Source organism: Brevibacillus brevis (assembly GCF_031583145.1).
GTDB lineage: Bacteria > Bacillota > Bacilli > Brevibacillales > Brevibacillaceae > Brevibacillus > Brevibacillus brevis_E.
Genome location: NZ_CP134050.1, coordinates 965804 through 984117, shown reverse-complemented (window position 1 = coordinate 984117; position 18314 = coordinate 965804). Strand labels below are relative to the sequence as shown.

At 53.7% G+C, this 18314-nt stretch carries 14 protein-coding genes; 2 read left to right on the top strand and 12 right to left on the bottom strand.

The features are described 5' to 3' along the window. The first annotated feature begins 394 nt into the window (after window positions 1–394). Window positions 395–985: a TetR/AcrR family transcriptional regulator gene (locus tag RGB73_RS04975; RefSeq protein WP_310769702.1), complete on the top strand. Its 591-nt coding sequence runs from the start codon at window positions 395–397 to the stop codon at window positions 983–985. 188 nt (window positions 986–1173) lie between these two features. Here the strand turns inward: RGB73_RS04975 and RGB73_RS04970 are convergent, their stop codons facing one another. From RGB73_RS04970 to RGB73_RS04935, 8 genes are all read right to left on the bottom strand, one after another. Further along, window positions 1174–1677 carry a GNAT family N-acetyltransferase gene (locus RGB73_RS04970; protein WP_310769700.1) on the bottom strand — a complete coding sequence of 168 codons (504 nt, stop codon included), beginning with the start codon at window positions 1675–1677 and terminating at the stop codon, window positions 1174–1176. A gap of 160 nt (window positions 1678–1837) precedes the next feature. Beyond that, window positions 1838–3241: a M20 family metallopeptidase gene (locus tag RGB73_RS04965; RefSeq protein ID WP_310769699.1), complete on the bottom strand. Its 1404-nt coding sequence runs from the start codon at window positions 3239–3241 to the stop codon at window positions 1838–1840. A 61-nt stretch (window positions 3242–3302) separates the two neighbouring features. Continuing rightward, a complete protein-coding gene (locus tag RGB73_RS04960; protein WP_310769697.1) occupies window positions 3303–4562 on the bottom strand; it encodes an amidohydrolase in 1260 nt (419 codons plus the stop codon). 39 nt (window positions 4563–4601) lie between these two features. Then, window positions 4602–6137 (bottom strand): AbgT family transporter, encoded by a 1536-nt coding sequence (locus tag RGB73_RS04955; RefSeq protein ID WP_310769695.1) that lies wholly within the window; start codon window positions 6135–6137, stop codon window positions 4602–4604. Window positions 6138–6634: 497 nt separating this feature from the next. Beyond that, window positions 6635–8659 carry an AAA family ATPase gene (locus tag RGB73_RS04950; RefSeq protein WP_310769693.1) on the bottom strand — a complete coding sequence of 675 codons (2025 nt, stop codon included), beginning with the start codon at window positions 8657–8659 and terminating at the stop codon, window positions 6635–6637. 19 nt (window positions 8660–8678) lie between these two features. Next, window positions 8679–9887, bottom strand: a complete 1209-nt coding sequence (locus RGB73_RS04945; RefSeq protein WP_310769691.1) for an MFS transporter — start codon at window positions 9885–9887, stop codon at window positions 8679–8681. Between the two features lies 1 nt (window position 9888). Beyond that, window positions 9889–10371 carry a DUF6530 family protein gene (locus tag RGB73_RS04940; protein WP_310769689.1) on the bottom strand — a complete coding sequence of 161 codons (483 nt, stop codon included), beginning with the start codon at window positions 10369–10371 and terminating at the stop codon, window positions 9889–9891. Window positions 10372–10633: 262 nt separating this feature from the next. Further along, window positions 10634–11938 (bottom strand): hypothetical protein, encoded by a 1305-nt coding sequence (locus tag RGB73_RS04935; protein WP_310769687.1) that lies wholly within the window; start codon window positions 11936–11938, stop codon window positions 10634–10636. Between the two features lie 205 nt (window positions 11939–12143). Here RGB73_RS04935 and RGB73_RS04930 point away from each other — a divergent pair, with 205 nt between their 5' ends. Beyond that, window positions 12144–13796 (top strand): peptide ABC transporter substrate-binding protein, encoded by a 1653-nt coding sequence (locus RGB73_RS04930; protein ID WP_310769685.1) that lies wholly within the window; start codon window positions 12144–12146, stop codon window positions 13794–13796. A 58-nt stretch (window positions 13797–13854) separates the two neighbouring features. Here RGB73_RS04930 and RGB73_RS04925 read toward each other — a convergent pair whose 3' ends face one another. From RGB73_RS04925 to RGB73_RS04910, 4 genes are all read right to left on the bottom strand, one after another. Continuing rightward, window positions 13855–15120 carry an MFS transporter gene (locus RGB73_RS04925; RefSeq protein ID WP_310769683.1) on the bottom strand — a complete coding sequence of 422 codons (1266 nt, stop codon included), beginning with the start codon at window positions 15118–15120 and terminating at the stop codon, window positions 13855–13857. Between the two features lie 257 nt (window positions 15121–15377). Continuing rightward, window positions 15378–16766, bottom strand: coding sequence for an L-cystine transporter (locus RGB73_RS04920; RefSeq protein ID WP_310769681.1), 1389 nt, complete (start codon window positions 16764–16766; stop codon window positions 15378–15380). 155 nt (window positions 16767–16921) lie between these two features. After that, the gene (locus tag RGB73_RS04915; protein WP_310769679.1) at window positions 16922–17170 is read right to left on the bottom strand and encodes a GlsB/YeaQ/YmgE family stress response membrane protein; all 249 of its coding nucleotides are present in this window, start codon (window positions 17168–17170) and stop codon (window positions 16922–16924) included. A gap of 182 nt (window positions 17171–17352) precedes the next feature. Continuing rightward, window positions 17353–18150 carry a carbon-nitrogen hydrolase family protein gene (locus RGB73_RS04910; RefSeq protein ID WP_310769677.1) on the bottom strand — a complete coding sequence of 266 codons (798 nt, stop codon included), beginning with the start codon at window positions 18148–18150 and terminating at the stop codon, window positions 17353–17355. Between the last annotated feature and the right edge of the window lie 164 nt (window positions 18151–18314).

Here is an 18314-nt window from a genome sequence, read left to right as displayed (position 1 = left end):
TAACGATATTTTTGTCGATAACGAGAACCCTCCACGGCGGCATGTTAGCGGCTGAGGTACCCAGCGTGCGGCTTGCCTCAATCTTTCGGTCAATTCCTCCCGCGAAATGTTGATCTCGGGATCATAGCTACGAACCGACAGGTGTTCTCGAATACTATCAAAAAAAGTTGGTGCTTCCTCGTTTGCGACGGTTGTGAAACCGACATGGTTCTCTCCTCCTTTTAAAAAAACGACATTCAGCATTTTGTATCAATCCAACATCAGTCGTTTGAACAACATCTGTTGTATTTGATGCTATAATAACAACCGAATGGTACGCAATCATCAATAACCATAAACCGTTGTATAGACAACACCATTTCTATAATGTCGTTTTACTGGGGAGATCTTAACCATGACAAGTAAAAAGAACCAGGCTGATCCTCGTGTGATACGTACACGGCGACTCCTTCAAGACGCTTTTGATTCATTAATTCAAGAAAAAGACTTTGAATCGATAACCGTTAGGGATATTGCAGAGCGGGCTACTGTTAACCGAGCGACTTTTTATGCGCACTTTGTAGATAAATTTGAAATTCTTGAGGCCAGACTAATGGAATCCTTTATGACAATCATAAATCGTAGAATACGCGGCCACGAAGTATTGAATGAAGAAACCATTCAAAGTATTTTTCTGGGGTTATGCGAATTTCACAAAGGTCTAGGCACTATGTGCAAAAGAAGAAATACATCGCTCGTCCCTGTATTCGAAATTCAAATAAAGGAAAAAATTCAAACGATACTTCTTTCCTTTATAGACAAGGACAAGATGCTAGCGACTCCAAACGCTCCATTCTTAATAAATACAGCAGCTATCATGTTAAGTTGGGGGATGTATGGGGCGGCTTACGTTTGGAACAAGGAGGGGTGTCTAATCAGTGCGGAATCATTCGTTGAACAGTCTTTGCCCCTAGTAATGAACGGAGCCAAAGAACTGCTGGGATAGGTCCTTTCGCTATTGCCCTGCCCGGCCCGTTCAGATGAAACCATTAACTTGAATCACCGATTCGACCGGTAAACTGCACGGTGACCGTGAACGGGAGGAACCACCAGAGCTCCCCAACAAAAACAGCCGATGCTCCCATCCTGTTTCCTTGGGAGACATCGGCTTTCTTCTACTTGGATAAGCATCTTCTACAAAACAGGATTGATCGACACCCCTGCAGCTTTGGGAGCGAGGCTTGGCATCGCCAGCACCGGCAGCGTCATGATGTTGCGCTGCTTGCCTGTCCCGTAGTAGTCCTCTTCCTTTTGCGCGAGCACAAAGCCAAAGGCTTCCAGCGCGCGAATGGATTTGATATTCGTTTCGCTGACGGTGACGAGAACCTGTTGGAGCGTGGAGAATTGGCGCAGGGCTTGCAAACGGGCTTCAACCAGCCTTTTGCCGATCCCTTTTCCCTGGTAGTCCTGGTGCACGTTGCTGAAAAGCAGCCAGCCTGTCGTTTGGTACATGTCGATTCCCGCACAGCCAAAGCCAATGAGCCGGCCCTCATGAGTCGCCTTGAAAATGAGTTCGGGAAACAGCTCGATGTACTTCTTCAGTTCATGCAGATTCATGCGATCCGGCAGCGTCAAATCCGCGAGTCGGATCATCTCTGAAAAATCGTCCCGCCTTACCGGTTCGATTCGTACGTCCATGTTTCCACGCCTCCTTCCCTTCGGTTATGTCTTTACTTTAGCAGAGACATGTAAAGCCTGAATGGATGCAGTGTGGAAGGTATGTAAAATCGGTGAAAAAGCCGGCGGTTCCTTTCATTCGGAACCGCCGGCTTTGGAAAGACTAGCTATTTCATCCTGATTACTTCTTCACGGAAGGCATGACGCCTTCCGGAATCGGGCAAACATATCCGTTTTCGCCGACGCGCTGTTTCAATTCGACTTTGGCCTTCTCGATCAGCTCCGGATTTTTCAGCATATCCACGGCTGTCGCTGCCATGACTTTCCCGGCGTGCAGCATTCCTTTGTGGCCGATGGAGGTCGCGCCGACCGAAACCCATTGCCAGGAGTGCAAGGTCGAGCCGTTGATGAAGCAGGCGGTCGTGCATTGAGCGGTTGGTGTGATCCAGCTCACATCCCCTACGTCGGAGGAGCCGTTCAGCGGTCTTTGCTCGCCGTTGTACGGATTGAGCCAGGTGACCATATCCACGTCCGGACCGTCCGGCGTCTCTTTTTCCGATGTGCGGAGCTCCGCCTCGGTCAAGGTAGCGCGCACAGATTTGGCCAAAGCCAGCTCTTCCTCGTCGTGCACCGGCACGCCCAGCTCCTGGTAGTTGCGGTACATGACCTCTTCCAGAGTCTGGTTTTGCACCAGGTTGGAGCACGCTTTGTCAAACACGATTTCCACTTCGGTTTCGGTCATGAGAGCCGCGCCCTTGGCGATTTTGCAGACGCGCTCGTAGATTTCCTGCACTTGCTCCACGATCGGTGCGCGCACGAGGTACAGCACCTCGGCATACGGCTGCACCACGTTTGGCGACAATCCGCCGGAGTTGGTGATCGCGTAGTGCACGCGCGCCTCCGGAATGATGTGCTCGCGCAGGTAATTTACGCCGACGTTCATCAGTTCGACGGCATCCAGCGCACTGCGTCCCAGATGCGGGCTCGCTGCTGCGTGGGAGCTTTTCCCGCGGAATTTGAAGTACACCTGGTAGTTGGCCAACGAGTTCATCGCCATGACGCTGTTGTAGCCCATCGGGTGCCAGCAGAGGGCGAAATCGACGTCATTGAACAGCCCGGCGCGCGCCATGAAGGTCTTGCCGGAGCCGCCTTCTTCCCCCGGGCAGCCGTAGTAGCGGACCGTCCCCGGCAGATTGTTTTCTTCCATGTACTGCTTGACCGCGACGGCGGCCGCCAGAGAAGCGGTACCGAGCAGATTGTGTCCGCATCCGTGTCCGTTTCCTCCCTGCACTTCCGCCTCTTGCACGGCCTGCCCTTTCTTTTGGCTCATGCCGGAGAGGGCATCGAATTCTCCCAAGATCGCCACAACCGGGCTGCCGCTTCCGAAGCTTCCGATAAAAGCCGTCTTGATCCCCCCGACGCCTCTCTCTACGCTAAACCCTTCTTCCTCCAGGGTTTTCGCAAGCAGTTCCGCCGACTGGAACTCTTCAAAACGAGTCTCCGCAAATTCCCAGATGCGGTCGCTCACTTTGATAAACTTTTCTCTTTTGCTTTCGATCATGTCTGCAATCCGTTGTGTATGCATGTAGAAACATCCTCTCTATTTTCCTGTGAATCCGTTCGCCTGTGACCAATAGAAGGGTTTCTTAAGTAAGAAGCCGTTTGGCGATGCGAGTAAGCAGCTCGACGCTGCGCGGCAAGATCTCTTCCTGAATATCGAATTTCGGATGATGGTGAGGCGCCGGGAGATCCGTCCCGATCGACATATAGGTCCCTTTGCCGCCGCGTTCCTGTACGCGCTTGATCATGAAGCTGGCGTCCTCGCTGCCCATCGCGTTGTGTTCGCCTTTTTTAAAGGAATGGAATCCATCGACATGTCTGGCTTCTTCCAGTGCCAGATCGGCCATTTCCTCGTCGTAGTTGATCGGGATGGCTCCCCCGATGACTTCGATTTCGTAATCGAGCTCGTGCATGGCAGCGCTGCTCGCGATGATGTTGCGCACCCGTTTTTCGACCTCGGCATTGACCTCTTCCGTCTCGGAGCGGGTCTCCACGACCATTTTCGCATAGGCCGGAATGATGTTGGCTGCCGTTCCGCCTTCCAGCACGCCGACGTTGATGCGGGTGGAAGCGGAGCTGAAGCGCGTAATCGCGTGGATGTTGAGCAAAGCAGTAGCCGCTCCCAAGAGCGCGTTTTTCCCATGTTCCGGAGAAGCGCCCGCATGGGAAGACACGCCGTGGAAATGAACCAGCATTTTCGTCGTCGCCAGGAGTCCGTGGGAGCCGCCGTGGATTTCGCCCAGCGGGACATTGACCCCCAGGTGCTGGCAGAAAATGTAGTCGACGTCGTCCAGAATTCCTTTTTGGACGATGGAATAAGCTCCGCGTACGCCTTCCTCAGCAGGTTGGAAGATCAGTTTGACGGTGCCGGAAAAGTCGCCGTCTGCCAGCTTTTCCGCCAGCCCCAGACCGATGGTGGTGTGTCCGTCGTGGGCACACGCGTGCATGTTGCCTTCATAGCGCGAGCGGAAGCCATTCGCTTGCGGGAAGTGGTCCGCGTCTTTGCTCTCCAGCACGGGGAGCGCGTCCATGTCGAAGCGGAATGCGACGGTAGGTCCGTCCGCCTTGCCTTTTTTCACGCCGATCACGGCCGTGTAGCCGCCGCGCATTTTCTCAAGAATGGCAGGATTGGCGCCGTCACGCAGCGCCCGTTCATAGGCTCCATCCAGGACTTCCTGCGCCGGCAGGCCTCTGCGAGAAGGCCCGTCCAGCGCGTCTTGTCCATAAATCACGTCATATCCGAGGGAGGTCAAAATTTCTACCACTTTGGAAGCGGTACGGAATTCAGTGAACCCCACCTCCGGGTGCATATGAAAATCTCTACGTAGTGAAACCAGATCCAACATAACACATACCTCCTGTTATTTCTGGGGCAATCCCAAAACTTACAGGTGCGGATAAACCCCAGGACCAATAGGCAAACCAAGGAAATACCATGCGACAAAGAGCAGCGTCCACAAAGTGAAGATGGCGATCGGATAAGGCAGAATCAAGGAATAGTAGGTTCCCAGCTTGGCGTCCTTTTTGTATTCCTGCAAGAAATTCAGGAACAGCGGGATGAACGGCGATACAATCGCGAACGGAATTACGGACGAGTCAGCAATCCGGAATGCGATTTGCGCGAATGCCGGGTGGAAGCCAAGTGCCATGAACATCGGTACGAATACAGGCGCCAAGAGCGACCAGATCGCAGAACCGCTGGCGATAAACATGCAGAGGAACGCGGACAGGAACATCAGACCGATGAAGACCGGAGCGCCTGTCATGTTCAGTTTTTCCAGCACATCCGTAATGGACAGAGCGAGGAAGCTGCCCATGTTGCTCCAGTTGAACATGGCGACGAATTGCGAGAGCGGGAACACCATGACGATGAAACCAGCCATCCCTTTGATCGGATCTGTCAGCAAAGCAGGAATGTCATTTTGCTTCTTGATCGCGCCGACTTTAATACCGTATGTGATTGCTACTGTGAAGAAGAACAACAGGATGACAGGAACAATCCCGGAAATGAAAGGCGAAGGAACCACTGTGCCCAGCTTCGGATCGCGGAGGATACCGTTTGCAGGTACAACCAGCGCCGCCATGACGGCGATGAACACCAGAGCCGCTACACCAGCTGCGCGAAGGCCTTTCTTTTGAACGTCGGACAAGTCTTCCAGTTTGCCTGCTTTATCGCCTTTGTAGACACCCAGCTTCGGCTCGATGAACTTGTCGGTGATAAAGCCGATGATACCGGACAGCAAGAATACGGAAGCCGCCATGAAGAACCAGTTGTCCAGAACGCTGACCGTGACATTCGGATCCACGGATTTGGAAATTTCCGAGCTGATACCGGAGAGCAGCACGTCGGTGGTCACGATGAGGATGTTGGCCGTAAAACCGGAACCGACACCCGCGATCGCTGCCAAGAGACCGGCGATCGGATTGCGCCCTACCGCCATGAAGATCAGCGCTCCGAGCGGAGGCATAATGACGAATGCAGCGTCAGAAGACACGTGGCTGAAAAAGGCGATAAACGCTACCAGATAGCTGGCATAGCGGGCGCTTACTTTCAGAGACATCTTGCGGATAACGGCTTCCAGGAGTCCGACTTTTTCAGCCAGCCCGACCCCGAGCATCAAGGTCAAAATGGAGCCTAACGGCAAGAAACTGGAGAAGTTTTTAATGATGTTGGGCAGCAGCCATTGCAGCCCTTCCTGGCTGAGCAGGTTTTTCACTGCTACTGGTTCGTTCTTGATCGGATCCATCGCGGTCACGTGGAACCAGGACAAAAGTGCGGTGACGACCATCAAAATGGCAATCAGATAAAGGAACAGCATGAATGGATTCGGCAGCTTGTTACCAATACGCTCGACCCATTTCAAAAGGCCTCCTTGTGCTTGTTGCTCATATTGGTCGGTTCTTACTGGTTGTGCACTCATAGAGCAATCCCCCTTGGGTCGTTTCTACTTCTTTCTCTTCCATACTTTCTCGTTGGTACTGATGGGAAACAACGCAATGCTGAGTGAGTGATCAGTCTTCTGCCGCGACAAAATTGAAAGCCCTTTCAATTTCGCTTCAGAAAATAGTAAGCATGTACTCCTTTCGTGATGATAGTCCGCTTTTCATTATGCGAATATTAAAAGACAATTTCGTTTAATTGAATTATATAGCGCTCTTTAATTTTTTTCAATACAATTGTTTGACTTCTTGCAAAATACAAAAGCGTCTTACTGGCATTCCGTACCTTCCCGTATTTTCAAAAATGCCCCTGAACCGCGAAAACACGAGGTTTTCTTCCTGATTCCTCTGTAAATATTTGATAGGAAAAATTGTGTAGGCTTTTTTTCCTGGGCGCTTTTCTGAGCCAAAAAAAGCCCCGGACGAGTTGGCGATTGCCCGACCGGGGACGTGATTCTTATCGCAGCGAATGGAATCCTCATGAACTTCTCCAATACCGCGCGATCATTCGCACGAGCTGGGCTGGGAACTCCTGCAGGTTGGCAATATCGAGAAACCTTTCGTTCCCGTAGATTTCACTGATGACCTCCTTGTCTTGACCGATTGCTGCCGCCAAAAACGTGATTCCTATCCGTTCGTATTCCTCTATGGTTTGCTGCATGTCGGCAACGGCATAGCTTCCGGTATAGTCGTCCATGGCTTTTGGCTGCCCGTCGCTGATGCTGATCAGCAGCTTGGTCTGCTGCGGTGAAGCCGCCAGCCGTTCCGCCATGATTCTAAGAGCCATCCCATCCCGATTGTTGGTCCTGGCCCGAATCCCCATGAGTCTGAACCGGTCATCGGGATCCATGTGCGCAAAGTCGGCATAGGCAAAGACCGACATTTGCTCCAGCTTCGACACATCCGCCGTATCTCCGTAGATCAAGATGGGAATCTGGCAAATCCGGCAAAATTCATAGACCGCGATGGCTGCTCGTTTTGCCGCTTCCAGTCTTCCAAAAGCCGACATCGACGCGGATTCGTCGATCCGAAGGCCGACGACCAGGGAGGGGGACTCCGTCGGCGGGCAGGGACGGTGCACGATCAGCCTGACATTCCGATGAATGGAATCGGACACGACTTCCCTCGCAGCCCGATTCAGCTTTTTCCGGAAGTCGCGGTTTCTTTGCCTCGCATCCTCAGACGCAGTCTCGGGGCTGTCCGGATGATAGCAGGGAGAGCCATCTCCCTCCAGACCGGAACGCTCCAAATGGAGAGATTCATCAGGGACACGGGTCGCGCTTGTGTCGCTATCCGCGGATTTTTTGAGGGCAATCCCTTTTTCCCCTTCTTTTCGGCCAGGCTCAAAGGCCGATTCGTCGATCGCCCCCCATGTCCTGATCTCCGTTGCATCGTTCCCCTTTTTTGGTTTGGCGAGCTCGGACCGGACTTTCTCCAGGTCGGCAAACAGCCCCTGCTTTTCAAGCGCTTCCTCCAGCAATCTGATTTCTTCGGAATCCGTCGTGATCTTGTAGATGACCTTGTGGTACAGGGATTCCTTGGCAGAGGCGCCCCAGGCGACCGCATCCGCCCAGTAAAAGTAGGAACGCATGCCGGCTACACCCTTGATCGCGTTGGCCCGGGCTGTTTTGTCCAAAAGGATGATGGCATCTGCCAAAACGCCCAGGACCGTTTCATCTCGATAACCGGTTTTGGCCATGGCGCGTTCGATCATCACTTCCTTGGTCGGCAAATCCATCTTTTCCGTATGCTGGACCCTGTCGCGCAGCGCTTCGTTGAGCGGCCTTGCCCCGGCATAGCTGCGATTGGCCGTGATGACCGCAATGAAGTCCGGATGTCTGCGGACGATTTCGGTGGGGAGATTGATGCTGCCATCCAGCTCCAGGGCCGAGTTTAACGCCATCAATACTGCCGCATCGCGGATCACGTTTGGTTCCTGTATTTCCAGCAGATACCCCTTTTGATAGGCTCTGACGATCTCCGATGGGTAAAAGCGATATTGTACCGCTTCGCCATCCGTCCATTCGGCTGCGAGCTTGAGCAGTCGCTTGAGCTGCAAGGCAGCCTGCTCCCGGGCAATCCCCAGTACCTCCATCAAGATTTCCGTCGCGCTTTGAAAACCATCGCTTTCGTACAATGCTTTCAGAGCTCTTTGGTCGACAGGCTCCATTTTCTCCAGTCGGTCCGTAGAAACCACCGGCAAAATGGCCCCGATGAGATCCGATTGATCCATATCGGCAAAACAGGTCACTTTCGTATACGGCAGCCCGAAGTTCGCCGACAGCGCTTTGGCCAGCTGAGTCTTGCCGGAGCCCGCGTCACCTTCCAGCAGGATATTGGCGATTTTCATTTCTCCGCGATTCCAGTTGCGTTTGATTTCCCTGCTGATGCGCCGTTCCTCTTCGCTGACTTTATGGGACAACGGCCTCTTCCACACCAGCTTTTCCTCTTCCGCTGTCAATTGCCGTCCGGGCGACAAACGATAATCTTCATCTCCCGTCATCCGACTCTCCTCCTCTCCTTCAAGATGCTGGCCCTCTCTTCGCGCTGCTTCTGTTCTCTGTGAAAAGAGGGATAAGCAAAAGCGAACCGGCCATAATCAACACGCCGCTGGCCGCATATACCCCGGACAGGGAAAGCGCATCCTTCACGTAGCCGGACAGGAACATGCCCACTACCATCATTCCCATAAAGACAGGCATGATCGCTCCCGACACCCGGCCAATGAACGCCCCCTCCGTGTTCCGTACAATCAGCGTCTGGATTCCGCCGTGGATGCAAGGATAAACCAGTCCGCTGATGACTAAAAGAACGATCGTCAGCCAAATCATCGTGGACCCGCCTATTCCAATCGTACAGACAGCGGATACCAGCAAGCCTGCCATGAGCAAAAGCTGCGGCTTCACCTTTTTTGCAATCCCCATCACAGCGATTCCGCCTGCAAGCATGGCTGCTCCATTGGTCATGACCAGCCACTGCAAAAATGGTTTGTCCTGGCCCAGCTTTTCGATGACAACGAAAATGGGCAGCGGCTGGTTCAGACCCGATGCGAACCCGACTACCGCGAAAGTCAAACAGAGTGTGCGCAAGGCTGGATTCGACCCGATATAGCGAATCCCGTCCATCAGCTCCTTGCGGAAGCTGCCGGCCTGATCCGTCCTCGGTTCTTCCCCGTCACGAGGAAGCGTCGACAGCACAAGGGAAGATCCCAGGAACAGAATGGTCGTCAGGACGAGAGAGACGCCAATTCCAAACTGTAGAAATACAAACGTGCCGATGACCGGGCCCAAGGCCATGAAGAGGGCGACAAGAGACTGGGACATCGCCAGGACCCCCTGCAATTGCTCGCCTGGCACATGCCTCTTGTACAGCTTCATGGCCGATGGCTGGGAAAATTGCGACAAGCTGGCGGAAACAAAGGATCCCACGAGCAACGCCATCCACCCGCCGTTCAGGAGAGCAAGCAGTACGACCAGAACAGACAAGCCGGACAGCAAATCGCTCCAGACCATCGTCCGCTTCGGCCGCCATCGGTCGGCAAAGGTCCCGCCAATCAAGGCAAAGAGAAAAATCGGCGCGAATTCCGCAACGGAAATCAGCGATACATACACTGGATCATTCTTGGTCAAATCGGTCACGTACAGGAGCACCGCATAATTCCGGATCCAGATGCCCAGATGAAGCAAGACCCGGGAGAGAATCACCGTTCGAACATAGCGATTGGAAAGCATATCAATACCCCATATCCTTTAGGATTTTGGATAACACGCGAAGACGTTCGCTCAGCATCTCATCATCGTCGCTCAGAGCCTGGCTGAACAGCTTGATGTCATCGTGAATGCTGTCATTGCCGGTGCAGACCGCCACCGTCATGGCATCGCCCTGCAAGCCAATCCGGTCGAGGATCGGCTTTTGCGGATCATACAAATGCTCATATCGGTAAGCATCCCGAAAATGCGCCAGAGACCGGCAAATCAGAATGGACAAGTCCAGCACGCGATGAAGAGGCAGTTCTACCGATTGTTCGGATAACGTATCCCCCTCATAGCCCCATACCTTGGCCAAAAGATCGGCCGCTCCTCGATCGGCGTTCCTTTCGGCCAATCCCAACGAAAGACTTTTTGCATCCGTGTTTCGGGCTAGCCTTCCATCGACCCGCTCATAGTTTTCTGACACGATAACAGGCTTATGGCTGGGCGCCGTTGGCATTTTCATTTTTGTTCCCTTCTTCCGTTTTTTTGATTTAGTAATTTACTAAATTACTGATTTACTAAATTAGTGACCATTCTATCTTGGATTTCATCGCGCGTCAATCCGTTTTTCAAAAATGGGCGTTCCCGAGGAAGGGCTGCCTGCCTTTCATAGGCATTCTCCCAAGGACCGGCGCCTTTCTGTGAACGCGATACACGCACACACACAAAAAAAGAGACTGCCAACCAGTCTCCCCGGTTGGTCAGTCTCTTTTCACGTTCTCTGCTTACTTTTTAAGCGTATACATTTTCTTGGGTCGGCCCCTCACAGCCTGCTGCTCCTCGCCTTTCAGCTCCGCCAGGCCGTACTCGCACAGGCTGCCCATGATGCGCTGGGCGTTTCGTACCGTCATGGACAAATACGTGGAGATGTCCGTCGTCGTAAACGTGTTCCAGCCCATCCGCTGTACGAGCGCCTCGATCTTGTTGTACGTCTTGATGCTGACATTGGCCTTGTTCAATTTGTCCAGCAGCTCTCTGTTGCTGGAGCGATACGAGTACGACAGCTGCTCGGATTCGCTGACCGACTCGATGATGACACCGTCGTCCTGGACGATGACGATCCCGAATTCCGGCCGTTCCTTGGCGTGCTGAATCGCTTTTCGTGCATTGTTTTCCGCCGAAAATGCTGTTTCGCCGAATCCTACCCCGACTGCGACCGGGACATCCGCCTCGAGCGACAGCTGCTGCACCGTCGTCCGCAGCATCTCGAGCTCCCGTTGAATAGCGCCGCGCGTGCTGAAAATCTGGTAGCGCCCGTTTCCGTTTGCCATGAGCGAGCCATCCAGCTTTTCGCACAGCAAAAGCAAGATCTGCCTGATTTTCAGCTCCAGATGCTGCAGGAGAAACCGCGTCTTGGCCCGCTCCGCGATCTTGTCCATCTGCTCCAGCTCGATGATCTCCACACCGATCTGGGTGTCCTTGAAGTAGGAGCTCTTCGCCCTTTCCACCAAAATCTTCATCGCTTGCCTGATCTCCATTTTGGTCATCAACACCCGGTAGACGGGGATGCCCAGCTCTTGCAGCGCGCGCTCGACGGAAAACAGCGTGGTAAACGCCCCCTGCGTCCTGCCCTCTTTCCACAGCTGGAGATGGAACTGGATAATTTCCTGGGGATCGTAGTTTTCGTCGTAGGTCAGCACATGCATGTCCTCTTCCGGGAGATTCAGCTCGTACAGCGATTCGTGCAAGTACCTTCCCTCGGATTCGATCATGTCGACGGACACGCGATTGATCACCTCGCCTCTGTCGATCGACATCTGGATAAAGCACCGGTACAGATTGGACCCGGTCGGCGGACAATACACGATATTGGCTTCCGGGCTCAGCACGTTTTTGGCGATCGTAAAGGGAATCGGACCGGAGAAAAACCATCCGTTGAATTCCCGGTTACGATCGGAGACGATGCGGCTGACTTCCTTCGCATCCTCGTACGTAAAAGGGACGAATTCAATGCTGTGTTCAAATTCATTGGCCACCGCCAAGATCCGCTCAACGGACGGAGGCGGTCCCACCACACCGATTTTATACATAGTTCCGATTAGCTCCCCGATTAGATAGGATGAATGTTATTTCTACTATAACAGACAAAGCGTCTGGCGCGTACTGGGTGCCGACTGCCAGCAGACAGCCAGTCCCACGAATCTTTTTGTCGATCAAGATAATCTTTTTATTGCCTTTAAAAAGACGGAGAAATATTCTGAACATATGCTTTCATTTTTTTCAAGGGGGATCACTATGAAAAAGGGCATTGCACTGGCAACCTGTCTGACCTTGCTGTTCGGGGGAGTCCTCGCAGGCTGTTCCAATTCTTCACAGCCGGAACCGCAGGCACCTTCCTCGTCGGCACCAACCACGGCGACACCCGCAGAGACTACAAAGACAGAACCGATGGTGTTGCATTGGAGCATCAACAGCGAACCGCCTTCCTTGGACCCGGGTATCGCTGTCGACGCGGATTCGTTTGACATGATTTACGCGGCGTTCGAAGGGCTGACGAACTACGATCTGAACGGCCAGCTGACCAACGCGACGGCCGAAAGCTTTACGAACAATAACGATTACACCCAATTTACGTTTAAAATTCGCAAAGACGCCAAGTGGAACAACGGCGACCCCGTGACCGCCCACGACTTCGTCTACGCGATCCGCCGCAATCTCGATCCGAAGACTGCCTCCGAATACGCCTACCAGCTCTATTACATCAAAGGCGGAGAGGAATACAACACCGGCAAGGGCAAAGCCGAGGATGTCGGAGTCAAAGCGCTGGATGACTACACCGTCCAATTCGACCTAAAGTCGCCTACTCCTTTTTTCCGGGAGCTGACCTTCTTCCCGACCTTGTTCCCGCTGCATCAAAAAACGGTGGAGGGCAATCCGAACTGGGCAGCAGAAGCCAAAACCATCGTCTCCAACGGTCCGTTCAACATGGAAACATGGGAGCACAAGAGCAAGATCGTCTTCGCCAAAAGTCCGACTTACTGGGATAAGGACAACGTCAAGCTGGACCGCATCGAAATAGCCATGATCGATGACAACAACACCGCCTTCTCCATGTTTGAAAACGGTGAAGTGGACTGGGGCGGCTATCCGGCCTCCACGCTGCCGACAGACGCCATCCAATCGCTGAAGGACGCGGGCAAGCTGATGGTGGCGGACAACCCCGGCACGCAGTCGGTCGTCTTCAACACGACCAAGCCGCCTTTCAACAATAAAAAAATCCGCCAGGCTTTCGCCTACGCCATCAATCGTCAAGAGCTCATCGACAACATCCTGCAGACTGGCGTTCCCGCCGCTTACGGATGGGTGCCGACCTCCATGGGCCTCAAGCCGGACGGCTACTTCAAGGAGGATCCGGAAAAGGCCAAGCAGCTGCTTGCGGAAGGCATGAAAGAACTGGGCCTCACCAAGTTCCCGGAAGTCACCTACACGTACGACACCACCGACGTCAACAAAAAGATGGCTGAAGCGCTGCAGGACCAATGGAAGAAAACGCTGGGCATCCAGGTGAAGCTGTACACGGCCGAGCTGAAGGTATACCGCGACATGCGGTCCACGGGCAACTTCGACATGATCCGGTTCCAGTGGGGCGCGGACTTCAACGACCCGATCAACTTCCTGGAAATGTTCCGCGACAAGACCGGCGGAAACAACCATCCGGACTGGGAAAATCCGAAGTTCAAAGAGCTGATCGACCAAAGCTACCAGGAGCCGAACCTGGAGAAGCGCAAGCAAATCCTGCTCGAGGCCGAAACCATTCTGATGGACGAAATGCCGCTGGCTCCCATCAACTTCCGCGGCAGCCCGTACGTGAAAAACGACAAGGTCAAGGACTTCGTCATCTTCCCGCTGGGCGGCGCGTACTTCAAATTTACCTCTGTCGTGAAGTAAAAGACCGGCGAAAGACGAAACAAGCTGCACCCGCATCGGTGCAGCTTGTTTTTTTGCATCAGGATTGTTTGGCGATGTCCTTTTTCGGAGCAAACACATTGCGGGACAGTGCGATGATCGCACAGATGACCGTCAGCACCTGCGTGCCGATCAGCAGCGTAAACCCTGCCGTAAAGCTTTCCGCACCGTTTCCGGCGATCATCGCTCCCATGACGGTCGGCATGAGCGCGGATACCAGGTTGCCGACCCCGTTGACGATCCCGTACGTACTGCCGACGCTCTGGCCAGGCGAAGCGTACTGGACGATGCTCGGAATCGCAGGCCCTTGAATCCCCCAGAACAGATTGGCTACAATGAGACCGATCGCAGATACGTAAGGGCTCGCCGAGAAGATCGCGATGGAGACGCTGATCGCAGTGCCCAAACCGCCGACGACGAACAGCAGGGAGACTCGTTTCGGCGAGATGCGGTCGATGATGTACCCGCCCAGAAAGCCGGAGCCGATGCTGAAAATAAACGGCAGGGAAGCCAGTATCCCCATCTCCTTGATGGAAAAGTGCCGCTCATTGAGCAGATACGAGGGCAGCCAGGAGCTGCTTCCCCACAAATAGCTGAGCGTGGCAATCTCGATGAGCAGAATCCAGATCAAGCCCGGTGTCTTCCACGCTTGGCGGAACGTCTCTTTCAGGGCCTTGGCGGAGAACCCTTCTGAATGCGCTTTCTCTTTCTTGCCGGTCTCGCGGATAAAGAGCAGAATCAGCGGCAGCCCGATAATCAAATTTAAGATTCCGAGAATGAAATACGAAGCTTGCCAGTGGGAATGAAGTACGATAAACGTGACGATTGGGAACCCTACCGCCAGACCGATGGAGACGCCCATGGAGCTGACCGCGTTCGGTTTTCCCCGCTCATGTGTGTCGAACATGTCCTTGATGTACATGGTCTTCAGTGAGAACAGTGGGCCTTCGCTCGCTCCGAGAATAAAGCGGATCACCAGCAGCAGACCGACCGAACCCGCCACAGGCGAAATGATCGTCATGACCGCCCAGATCAAAATGCTGATCAAAAGACCTTTGCGTACCCCCAAAAACGTTTCGTACAGCGGGCTGAGGAAAAACGCGGCGATCCCGTATCCAATCAGGAACAAGGACATGAGCTCACCCTGCGCTACCCGATCTCCCTTGATGCCAAAATGCTGCAAAAAATCATCGTTCGTAATCAGGACGGACACGTTCATGCGGTCGACGTATGAAATGATTACGATCAGCAAAAGCGTGATGACACCCCACCAACGCAGTTTGCCAGGATTGCCAGAAGCCATCATCGAGTACACCCCCAGGAGTTTTATATACAAAACATACGTTTTGTATATAAAATATAATACTGCTTAACTGGGTAACGGTAAATCTCAAATGAGTATATTCATTCACAAAATTCTCATAACAGCGGATTGTCACGATTCGAAACCTCGGCGGACCCGCGATTGCCCTTATACTGGATAGGAATTTTATCCCTTCCTATCTGCACAAAAAAACGGCTGCACGTTTGCCTCTTCAGGCAGTGCAGCCGTTTTTTCTTTCGTTACACGGTGACGGATTGTTCCTTCGTCCCGTGGTAGACACCGGTATCCAGTTCCTTTGTGGCTTTGCTGGTGAGCAGCCCCGCCGTCATGCTGCCGCTTACGTTCAGTGCAGTACGGCCCATGTCGATCAGCGGTTCTACCGAGATCAGCAGACCCACGATCGCAATCGGCAGGTTCAGCGACGACAAGACGAGCAGTGCGGCAAAGGTCGCCCCTCCGCCTACGCCCGCGACTCCGAACGAGCTGAGCGCTACGACAGCGATCAACGTCAGGAGGAACGACGGGCTCAGTGGATCGATTCCTGCCAGCGGCGCTACCATCACGGCGAGCATCGCGGGATAGACGCCGGCGCAGCCGTTTTGCCCGATCGAAAGGCCAAAGGAGCCTGCGAAGTTGGCGATTCCCTCGGGAACCCCCAGGTCGCTGGTCTGTGTTTTCACGTTGAGCGGCAAAGCCCCGGCGCTGGTCCGCGATGTGAAGGCGAACGTGAGAACAGGCAGCGCCTTTTTCACATACGTCAACGGATTCAATCCGACTGCTGCCAGCATGAGCAGATGGATGATGAACACGACGGCCAAGGCGACATAAGATGCGACGACGAATTTCCCCAGCTGCCAGATGGCATTGTAATCGCTGGTGGCGGTCACCTTCGTCATGATGGCCAGCACTCCGTACGGGGTCAGGCGCAGGATGAGCGTCACGACCCGCATCACGATTGCGTGGAGCGTATCGACGATTTTGACGAACAGATCCGCTTGTTCCGGATTTTTTCGTTTGATTCCCAAAAATGCCCCGCCGATAATCGCTGCGAAAATCACAACTGCGATTGTCGAGGTCGGGCGGTCACCCGTAAGGTCCTGGAACGGGTTGGCCGGCAAGAGCGAAACGACCTTTTGCGGCAAAGTAGTACCCGAGACATCGCCCAGTTTTTGCTGTACTTGCTCAATCCGCGCCGTTTCCGCGTCACCTTGCTGGAGCTGCGCGCCGTCCAGGTGGAAGGTCAGCGTGGCGGCGATGCCGACGGCTGCCGCGATCGCGGTCGTCCCCACCAGGATGCTGAGAATGAGCGAGCTGACCTTGCCGATGTTGCTCGATAGCTTCAGCTTCGTGAAAGCCGAGACGATCGAAATGAACACCAGCGGCATGACGATCATTTGCAGCAGTTTCACGTAGCCGTTTCCGACGATGTTGTACCAGTCGATCGTCGTCTTCAGCACATCGGATTTGGCTCCATAAATGAGCTGCAAGACCAGTCCGAAGACAATTCCGAGTCCAAGACCGAGAAATACCCGCTTGGAGAACGAGACGTGTTTCTTTTGCATGGCATACAAGCCGATAATGAATAAGAGCAATACCGCAATATTCACAATGATAAGCAGCGTAGACATGATTCCTCCTCCGTTTCTTCCCTTCGTATGTCTCTTAGATATCTGACGCCTTATATATTTATATTCGGGTAATTCCTATTTGTAAAGTAGAAATTACACTTCCAAAAAAAACCAGGAACCGCTGGCAACGGCTCCTGGGTCCCACCCACCTTCGCTTATTTGAGCTGCTTGCTGACAAGATTCCAGAGCCATGTCAGCACAACGGCGCCGATCACGCCGGCAATGACGTTGAAGCCGGCCCACATCCACAGCCAGTTGCCCAAGAGGACGTCGCCCAGCCAGCTGCCCAGCAGCGCTACGATCAGCGAAGCCCACCAGTTGTTTCCGCCCGCCTTTCCTGTCATCACCATGTTGACAGCCCACCATACGACCAGCCCGACCAATGCCCATACAATCCAATACATACGCACACACCCTTTCTCATGATGGTAACGCTTACATGAGGACCATAAAAATTATAGTTATCTGCTACCATCATATTGAGAACATGCCAAGAGGTTCGTAGGTACGTGCCTGTTTTACCGAAAAAAAAAAGCAGCGGCCGCATCCCTCGAATGCTGCCGCTGCCTTTTCGTTTGCTTTGGTTTTACTTCGCGTACAATTCCGGACGGCGGTTGGCTACGCTCGGCAATTTGCCGCGCACGCGCCGGATGCGATCGAGGTCGAGCTCCGCCGTGACGAGCGTTTCTTCCTCGCCGCCGCTCGCAAGCACGACTCCCATCGGATCGACGATCATGCTTCGCCCCGCGAAGATGTTTCCTACCTGGTCCGCTGCGCATACGAACATCGTATTTTCGATGGCGCGGGCACGGACGAGCGTCTCCCAGTGGTCTTCCTTCATGGCACCCGCTACCCAGCCTGCCGGCACGAACAGGATGTCGGCTCCCTGCAGGGCAAACTGCCTGGCGATTTCGGGAAATCTGACTTCATAGCAGACCATGAGCCCAATCTTACCGAATTCCGTCTCGACTGCCTGATAAGGGCCCGCCCCTTCTGCGATCGCATCGGATTCCTTGAAGGAAAAGGCATCGTACAGATGGGTCTTGCGGTAGGTGTGGATCAGTTCGCCGGAGCGGTTCAAAAACACGGTCGTGTTGTAAGCGCGGTTCGGATCGTCCGGGATGCTCTCGTACACGCCGCAAACGACGTAGATGCCGTGCTCGCGCGCCGCATCCGCCAGCCCGGAAACGAACGGCCCGTCGAGCGGCTCCGCTACCTGTGCCGGCTTGACTTCGGTCGTCGGGGTGGCAGGGGCGAGATACATTTCGGGCAAGATGACAAAGTCCGCCCCGCCCGCTTTTGCTTTCGCGATGTAGGCTACTGCTTTTTGCAGGTTGTCCGCTTTGTCCATGGTGGAGGTGAGCTGCGCAATCGCTACTTTCATCGTTTTCTCCGCCTTTCGGGTTGGTCACAGTACTTACTGAATAGTATAACGGATTTTTGCCGATGGGAAGGAGTCGCTTCTTCCCATCGGCGCACGTGCGGCAATTTGGCGAAGGGAAATTCTTTACCTGGCCACCCGCTTGTATATAATGGACTTGACATGAC